Genomic DNA, 8,323 nt, shown 5'->3' on the forward strand with positions numbered 1-8,323 from the left:
CTGCAGGCCGTCAGAGAAGCATGGCTACTGCCGGCCTGCAGCGTTTGCTGCGCACGCAGGAACGGGCTGACCAGAACGCGATCGATGTCGATACCCTGGCTAGACAACCAGGCGGCCATCTGACGAGACTCATCACATCCACGAGCACTGAGAGGACGAAGCGCATCACTGGCTGCGTCAGGTATGGCATCGCCGTGACGCATGATCAAAACTTGCATATTACACCGCTATATTGATGGAAAAGCTGTGCGCGTAACGAGGTGAAAGGCGCTGCCGACGCTCGTGCATCCGGCTGCGCCCGACCGACGGAAACACACGGTTCAGGAGCTGATTGCTGGCGTTTTAACCAGACCGAAGCGCATTTTTTTACTCCAATTGGCTGCCGATAGCAACCGAACGACCGCCTCGGGCGAGCGACGAATACATTGCCGCGCAAGGAGGATTCATTTAATGATTTATTTTTCAGGTAGTTATAAGGTGCAAAACCATCACCTACACAGAAAACAAAACATCGTGTTGTTTTTTGTGTAGACGGTTATTCACACTTTCACCACACCATCAGATGTGGCCTGCTTATTCAGACCGATACCTTTCAGCATAGTTCGCCATGCGCTGCGCTGAGGATATTCTCACAGGAGAATCCCCTTCGGAAATCAGTACCATTGGGAGTAAGGAACGACGCCGGGAAGTCCGGCGGTCGTGATTCGGAGGGAAGCCCCTCCGAGATGAAAAGCTTAGCGCAGGCCCAGCTGGAAAATCAGGGTTTCCGCCTGGCAGGCAAAAGTGAAGTCGATATCCATCTTCACGCCACCGTCTACGTCAGCGAACGTGCTGTCGATAACGCAAGGGTCGGATTCCACGGAGCGAGCTTTGTCGGTCAGTACCTTTTGCATGGCTTCCGCTTCTGCGCGGTCAGCAAACACACGGCTGTACGAAGCGGTGCAGTCGGTATTGTCCATGATGGTACCGACATCGACACAGCAACAAGCGGCCGTTTCTTCAGCGCTGCATTTGTTTATTGGATTGGTCATTACAAGGCTCCTCTGCGGTCATACCTGAAGGCCAGGCATGTTCCGGATCGTAAAAGGTCGTTTCGACTTTATTTTACCCGTCGCATCGCCGGAGCACTAGGACTTACTGACACTAAGGATATTAACGGCTTCTCCCTTTCCCCCTTCTTTTCCCGCCGCACCGGTGTAATCCCCCTCGCCTGCGGAAACCCCTTAAATATCGATCCATTTATTTCACAAAATAAAAACAATTACAGATCGAAACCTTGATAATCGAATCTTTTTGTAACTGGTCTGATTTGTCACAAAGAGTAGCCAACCTACAATGCGCGTCCTTTTGTTACAGTTTCACTAAGTAACAGCGCTCAACAACAAAATACAATGAGGTTTTGGTCATGCACCAGAAAGGCCTGCTGAAAAAAACATCGCTTGCTGTGGCTCTAGCGCTGTTATCCAGCCATGCATCCGCCGCAGGTTTCCAGCTTAATGAATATTCCTCCTCAGGACTGGGACGCGCATTCTCAGGCGAAGGCGCCGTCGCTGATAACGCGACATCCGGCAGCCGCAACCCCGCGACGATGGCCTTGTTTGACCGCCCCGCGTTCTCTATCGGTGCCATTTATATCGATCCGGACGTTAATCTGCAGGGTAAAAACTCCCTGACGGGACGCGGCGATACCAGCGCGCACAACATCGCGCCAGCGCAATGGGTGCCTAACCTGCACTACATTATGCCGCTGAACGATCGCTGGTCCGTCGGCGCATCCGCCGTCACTAACTACGGACTGTCGACGGAGTTTCCCTCCGACTACGCTGCGGGTTCCATCGGCGGCACAACCAAGCTGATGACCTCCAACCTTAACCTCAGCGCCGCTTACCGTCTGAACCAGCACTTTAGCCTTGGGCTGGGCGTTGACGCGGTTTATGCGAAAGCGAAAATTGTGCGTACCGCAGGCGAGCTGGCGTATATCCCTGCCTCACGAGGCGGTCTGGCGGGCGTGGTGAACGGCCCTTCTTCCGAGATAGCGCATCTGGAAGGCGAAGAGTGGGGTTATGGCTGGAACGCCGGTCTTCTGTATGAAGTCGACGAAAATAACCGCATCGGTCTGACCTATCGTTCCAAAGTCGACATCGACTTCAAGGGCGATTACAAAAACGATCTGCCCCGCGTTATCGCCACCAATACCACCACGGGCACCGGCGGCCAGTACATTCCTGGTGCGCTGACGCTGTCGCTGCCGGAAATGTGGGAGTTCTCCACCTACCACCGTGTCGCGCCGAAATGGGCGGTTCACTATAGCTTCACTTACACCAGCTGGAGCCAGTTCGAAGAGCTGAGAGCCACCGGCAGCAATAATCAGCAGCTGTTTGAGAAGCAGGAACATTTCCGCGACGCGTATCGTATGGCGCTCGGCACGACATACTATTACGACGACACCTGGACTTTCCGCACCGGTATCGCATTTGACGATAGCCCGGTACCGGCGGAAAACCGCTCTGTCTCGATCCCAGACCAGGACCGCTTCTGGTTTAGCGCCGGAACCACCTATGCGTTTAACAAGGACGCCTCCGTCGATCTGGGCATCTCTTACATGCACGGTAAAACCGTGACCATTAATGAAAAAGTGGCTGACAACTCACCGGCGACCTACAGCTTTACCTCGAAAGGCACCGCCTGGCTGTACGGCATCAACCTGAACTATCGCTTCTGATCGGTTCATCCCGCGCCAGCAGTTCTTAGCGCGCGGGAACACTTCATATATTCACGTCTTTGAGACGATCAAAAAAGGCCGCTTACGCGGCCTTTTTTATGAGCTATTGAAGCAGAATCGGAATTACTCCGGTTTCACTTCCATATAGTTCAGTTTCAGGGTGCTGCTGGTGTAGCTACGGATCTTGTTGGTCAGCTCAATGTCGCCATCCAGTTTTTCACCGTAAGAAGGAACGATTTCCTTCAGCTTAGCCTGCCATTCCGGCGTTGCGATTTGGGTCTTGAAGACCTTCTTCAGCACGTCCAGCATGATCGGCGCAGCGGTAGAAGCACCCGGAGAGGCGCCCAGCAGTGCAGCGATAGTGCCATCCTGAGAACTTACGATTTCAGTACCCAGTTTCAGCACGCCGCCTTTATCTGCATCTTTCTTGATGACCTGTACACGCTGACCGGCAACGCTCAGTTTCCAATCTTCTTTCTTCGCGTTCGGGAAGTATTCCTGCAACGCGGCGAAACGATCGTCATCGCTCATCATCACCTGGCTGATCAGGTATTTCACCAGATCGAAGTTATCCAGACCCACATGCACCATCGGCATAAAGTTGGAGGTGCTGACTGACGCGAACAGATCCCACAGCGAGCCATTTTTCAGGAATTTGCTGGAGAAGGTGGCGAACGGCCCAAACAGCACGACTTGTTTGCCGTTGAAGACACGGGTATCCAGATGCGGAACGGACATCGGCGGAGCCCCTACGGACGCTTTACCGTAGACTTTCGCCATGTGACGTTTCACGACTTCAGGATTGTCCGTCACCAGGAACTCGCCGCCGACCGGGAAGCCGCCGTAGTTATCAGCTTCAGGAATACCGGATTTCTGCAGCAGTTGCAGTGCCGCGCCGCCTGCGCCGATGAAGACGAATTTCGCTTTAATCACGCTTTCTTTGCCATCATTTTTCAGATCGGCAACCACGACGTTCCAGGTGTTATCACTGTTACGTTTCAGGTCACGGACTTCATGATTCAGCTGCAAAGAGAAGTTCGGATTCTGCTTCATGGAGTCAACCAGCTGGCGGGTCACTTCACCGTAGTTAACGTCAGTACCAATCGGCATGCGGGTAGCAGCGACTTTCTGATTCGGATCGCGGCCTTCCATTACCAGCGGAGCCCACTGTTTAATGGTGTTGGCGTCGTTGGTGAATTCCATACCGCGGAAAAGCGTGCTGTGCTGTAGTGCATTGTAGCGTTTGTGCAGGAAGTCGACGTTGTCGTCGCCCCAGACAAAGCTAATGTGGGGAACGCTATTGATAAAGGAAGTAGGATCCTTCATCACGTTATTTTTAACCTGATAGGACCAGAACTCGCGGGAGATTTCAAATGCTTCGCTGATTTCAACGGCTTTGACGATTTCGACCGAGCCATCGGGTTTTTCCGGGGTATAGTTCAACTCCATAAAAGCAGAGTGTCCGGTACCCGCATTATTCCAGCCGTTTGAACTTTCCTGGGCAACGTTATCCATACGCTCGACCATGTTAATGGTCCAGTTGGGCTCCAGCTCTTGCAGGTAGGTGCCCAATGTTGCACTCATAACGCCGCCGCCGATCAGTACTACATCCACGGTTTTATCCTCTTCTGCCACGGCAGATTGCGTTACTCCCATGATCCCTAAACAGAGGACCGAAATGAGTAGTTTTTTCATGCTTTACATCTCTTAATGTGAATTGTTATCCCTGCAGGTGAAACAAAGTCATCCCATCCCGACGAGCAAGATAACGGTACAGAAGTGGTGAAAGAGCAGTAAGACTGCTTTTGGTCAATTTTATGCTAGATCAAAACGAGTCTGGCTGCCCGTTCAGAGCTGCTGAAACGTCACTCTCACAAACAGGGTAGCATTATTGTTACATGGCTGATGAAAATAAATTTATGTAATTAAATAAACATTCAACAGACCGGTAACTTCTCACAAACAATCTCTTATGTGAAGATCTAAAAGACGAGTCTTGAAAAAACAACGAATAAGGGCGCCCGAAGGCGCCGACATACGGAGGTGCGAGGTGGGTATTTATTGCGCGTCGATTTCCTGAAGGCTGCCTTCAATTTCTTTGGCATTCGGGTTCACCGGCGGCGGTGCGGCTCCCCCACTCGCCAGGAAATCATGGCGCTGGAAGTACGCTTCACGCATCATCAGATAAGGGTCGGATGAGTTCTTCAACAGGCCGTCAGAATCCAGCAGCTGAGCGCGTGTTTCCAACCCTTCGATCATCCATTTACCCGCAGACATCCAGAATGTCAGGTAGCTTAACGGCGGGTAAAGCGTATCGACGAAATTCCCGCCGTCTTCACGCAACGTTGCGCTGCCATATCCCGGCAACACCACGTAGGGACCGTAGCCCACATCGTAATACCCCAATGTGCTCCCGAAGCGACGAGGCTCTTCTTTTTTCGCCAGCTTGGGGTTAGCCATCGTGGCGACATCAATCAGACCGCCCATCCCGACGATAGTATTAAGGAAGAAACGGTTAAAATGGACCATCGCTTCGTATGGCTTGCCTTCGGCGAAATAGTTCACCATCGCAGCCGGCTCCGACAGGTTATCGAAGAAGTTCGTCAAACCGTTACGGGCGGGATGCGGGACATAATCACGCCAGACCACGGCGGCGGGTCGCACCAGATAGGGGTCCAACAGATAGTAGTTAAAGCTGAACATGCTTCGGTTGAAGCCTTCCAGAGGATCTGAACGCCCCTGCTGCGTGGTGTCTCTGGAACTGGCGCACGCAACGAGCAACAGACTTGCTAAAACCACTCCCCCGAGGCGGAAATTCATAACCATTCTCCCTGCTTAATTTTTGTATGCCCTTGTAAAAAGGCACCGTTTACCGACGGAGGCGGAAACGTCATGCCGCATTTAGTGTATCACCATACGATAAATTCACGTCCGCTACGTTAACCGGCGACGCGATGCCGACGTACGTCTCAACACCTCAGTAAGGCGGCTGACTCCGCCGGTTTCCGCACGGATAAACAGGCCTAATACGGTTCTTCAAGCTGAGCGGCATCAGCAAAGCCTCCTGGTGATCGCAGGCAGACCGCCATCCCCCAAACATCATTGAAGGACGTAAAAGCTAATACCACATTCTGTCCTCATGGATCATTAACACGAACTGCTGCCAGCACTCTTTTTTACCCGGACGCGGCCTAAGGAATGAGTAAGGCGTCATACCGAGAGTCCGACCGCATTTGTGCTCCCCTTTCCCTCTCTCTGAAAAAACTGCGCGGCAATGAAGACTGACTATGCTTATAAGTCAGTTTCCGCCAACACGATGCTAACGGAAAAATCAGTTATGAATGATCCTCGTTCAAAGAACAATCGCAGCGTAGAGAGTCACGAAAGCCGTCAGGGACAAGACATCGTCGTGGATGAACATTCCCTGCCCTCCCCGGCCGCCGCTATCCATGAGCGTATCCGGCAGGAGGGTCAAAAAGAGCTGGTGCGAGATGGCCGAGCGCTTTTGTGGTCCGCCATCGCCGCCGGACTGTCGATGGGGACATCGCTCATCGCCATGGGCCTGCTTCACGCCGAACTCAAGGGCGTGACGGGAGCACATCTGCTGGAGAGTTTCGGTTACACGCTGGGCTTCATCATCGTCATCATGGCGCGCCAGCAGCTGTTTACGGAAAACACCGTCACGGCCGTACTGCCGATTATGCATCAACCCAGCGTGCATAACTTTCGCCTGTTATTGCGACTATGGGGGATCGTGCTGTTCGGCAATCTCATCGGCACCGCACTGGCGGCGTTGGGGTATACGGCACTGCCCGTCTTCAGCGCGGAGGTACGCCATGCGTTCTCCGACATCGCCCTTCACGTGATGGAGAATCCCCCGGAGGAGATGTTTGCCAACGCCATGGTCTCCGGCTGGATCATCGCCACGATGGTATGGATGCTGCCGAACGCCGGTAACGCGAAAATCCTGGTGATTATCATCATGACCTGGCTTATCTCCGCCAGCAACCTGACGCATATTGTCGCGGGAGCCACTGAGATTTTTTATTTGGTCTTCAATCAGCAGCTGTCGTGGCAGGCGTTCATCTGGCCCTTCGCGCTGCCGACGTTGGCGGGCAACATTATTGGCGGCACCTTCGTTTTCGCGCTGATCAGCCACGCTCAGATCCGTAGCGACCTGCCGGGCAAAGACAAAAAAAACGTCAAACTTAACGATGAAAAGGATGAACCATCACGCTGAAGTGGTGGAGGATTGAGCAAACGCACTGCTAAGTGCTTATGGACGCGGCTAAATCGAGTATAATGCCCGCCAGCCGCGTCCCCATAGTTAAATGGATATAACGAGCCCCTCCTAAGGGCTAGTTGTAGGTTCGATTCCTGCTGGGGACGCCATCACAACGCGAATAGACGCGAACTCAAAAGAACGAATCCGCAATAAAACCCATTCAAACAAGCATCCATAGCGAACCGAAGAGAACTAAAGCGAATCGACTATAACGCTATCTTGCGGGCATTTTTCAGGCATAGATAAATTCACATGGACAATATGCCCACATAAACAGATAGAGGCTGCAAAGCCGAAATCTATCGGGTATCACCTTTCTGATTCTGGCGGCCTTTTTTATTCATTACTCCTGCCAGTAAGAAAGTGTGGCACCTGCGTTACCGTTTTAAGGCAGAGAGAAAACGCTAGTCATAGGCGAATACCCATGTATCTCATAAGCTGAAGCTAGGGCTAAAGCATCCAAAACAAAATTGATGATCAGCTCCGGAGGTTGACCTTGGCCCCAAATCAATGCAGTCATAAACTAGAGATCTTTGTCTTTTTGAAGACTTGGAATGAATTCAGCCTGAGTCATGTCATTTAAGGATGAATGAGTTCTCTCATGGATCGATCTGCGTCAGGGCTGGACGCTACTGGCGACATGCTGCACTGACATGCCTGCGAGGGCGTTTTCTGCGCAAATTGAGGCCTTTCAAGGCAATAAATACGTTTTTTTCTTATGGTTAACCCGCCAGCCCTCGCGCCGCAACTGGATATGAATACGCGGACATCCATACCGTATCCGGGTTCCGCTATCATCGGATGCGTTGGGTGATTGCCCGATCATCACGCCAACTCTGCCAGTGGTAGACAGTTCTGCTCTGCATCATCAGACCGCATCCCCGACGGACACTGATACGATAAGCTTCCAGCAGGAAATGCACCGCTTGACGCTTCTGAGCCGGCCTCAGAACTTTCGCTTCAATACCTCCTGAAGCATCTCCTTGCCCCAGTCTCAGGTCTACCACCAGCTTCTTCAGGCGCTGATTTTAATCCTCCAACTGCCGCAGACGTCGCAGTTCGTCACGCCCAGCCCGGCGAATTTCTTCTTCCAATTGTGAAAAGTGGCCTCAGAGATCCCCATCTTTCTGCAGACTTCCCCGACGCGGGTACCAGTTTCGGCCTGCTTTAGCGCAAACGCAATTTGTTCTTTTGTATTACGGGTCTTTTTCATGGCAATGAGCCTCTCTGGGGGATAGAAGAAAGACCGAATAATACTTCAGTCTAGACTGGCACTATTTTTAAGGAAAGAGCACGGGCAGGCGTGGCGGGGATAT

At 52.3% G+C, this 8,323-nt stretch carries 6 protein-coding genes, 1 tRNA gene and 1 pseudogene; 3 read left to right on the forward strand and 5 right to left on the reverse strand.

The annotated features are described in order from the left end of the window. Both sixA and Q7O77_RS11535 read right to left on the reverse strand, forming a co-directional pair. The coding region (gene sixA, locus Q7O77_RS11530; RefSeq protein WP_304167247.1) for a phosphohistidine phosphatase SixA at nt 1–218 on the reverse strand (218 nt) is incomplete at its 3' end. A 516-nt stretch (nt 219–734) separates the two neighbouring features. Then, complete coding sequence (locus tag Q7O77_RS11535; RefSeq protein WP_304167249.1) at nt 735–1,031, reverse strand: YfcZ/YiiS family protein; 297 nt, start codon at nt 1,029–1,031, stop codon at nt 735–737. A 374-nt stretch (nt 1,032–1,405) separates the two neighbouring features. On the opposite strand from Q7O77_RS11535, the gene fadL reads away from it, so the two are divergent. Beyond that, on the forward strand, nt 1,406–2,722 hold the full coding sequence (gene fadL, locus Q7O77_RS11540; protein WP_304167252.1) for a long-chain fatty acid transporter FadL: 1,317 nt from the start codon (nt 1,406–1,408) through the stop codon (nt 2,720–2,722). A gap of 123 nt (nt 2,723–2,845) precedes the next feature. Here the strand turns inward: fadL and mqo are convergent, their stop codons facing one another. Next, nucleotides 2,846–4,417: a malate dehydrogenase (quinone) gene (mqo, locus tag Q7O77_RS11545; protein ID WP_304167255.1), complete on the reverse strand. Its 1,572-nt coding sequence runs from the start codon at nt 4,415–4,417 to the stop codon at nt 2,846–2,848. 363 nt (nt 4,418–4,780) lie between these two features. Beyond that, on the reverse strand, nt 4,781–5,542 hold the full coding sequence (gene mlaA / locus Q7O77_RS11550; protein WP_304167258.1) for a phospholipid-binding lipoprotein MlaA: 762 nt from the start codon (nt 5,540–5,542) through the stop codon (nt 4,781–4,783). A gap of 517 nt (nt 5,543–6,059) precedes the next feature. On the opposite strand from mlaA, the gene Q7O77_RS11555 reads away from it, so the two are divergent. Continuing rightward, nucleotides 6,060–6,962 (forward strand): formate/nitrite transporter family protein, encoded by a 903-nt coding sequence (locus Q7O77_RS11555; protein WP_304167260.1) that lies wholly within the window; start codon nt 6,060–6,062, stop codon nt 6,960–6,962. A gap of 77 nt (nt 6,963–7,039) precedes the next feature. Next, nucleotides 7,040–7,114: transfer RNA gene (locus tag Q7O77_RS11560), tRNA-Arg, on the forward strand. A gap of 525 nt (nt 7,115–7,639) precedes the next feature. Here the strand turns inward: Q7O77_RS11560 and Q7O77_RS11565 are convergent. Next, nucleotides 7,640–8,220 (reverse strand): annotated as a pseudogene (locus Q7O77_RS11565) (transposase); the annotation flags it as partial. Between the last annotated feature and the right edge of the window lie 103 nt (nt 8,221–8,323).

The sequence above is a fragment of the Lonsdalea britannica genome (genome assembly GCF_946477055.1).
Taxonomy (GTDB): Bacteria; Pseudomonadota; Gammaproteobacteria; order Enterobacterales; family Enterobacteriaceae; genus Lonsdalea; species Lonsdalea britannica_A.

Coding starts and splice junctions, on each gene's coding strand:
- Q7O77_RS11535 (WP_304167249.1), bottom strand. CDS start 1,031: ATGACCAATCCAATAAACAAATGCAGCGCTGAAGAAACGGCCGCTTGT.
- fadL (WP_304167252.1), top strand. CDS start 1,406: ATGCACCAGAAAGGCCTGCTGAAAAAAACATCGCTTGCTGTGGCTCTA.
- mqo (WP_304167255.1), bottom strand. CDS start 4,417: ATGAAAAAACTACTCATTTCGGTCCTCTGTTTAGGGATCATGGGAGTA.
- mlaA (WP_304167258.1), bottom strand. CDS start 5,542: ATGAATTTCCGCCTCGGGGGAGTGGTTTTAGCAAGTCTGTTGCTCGTT.
- Q7O77_RS11555 (WP_304167260.1), top strand. CDS start 6,060: ATGAATGATCCTCGTTCAAAGAACAATCGCAGCGTAGAGAGTCACGAA.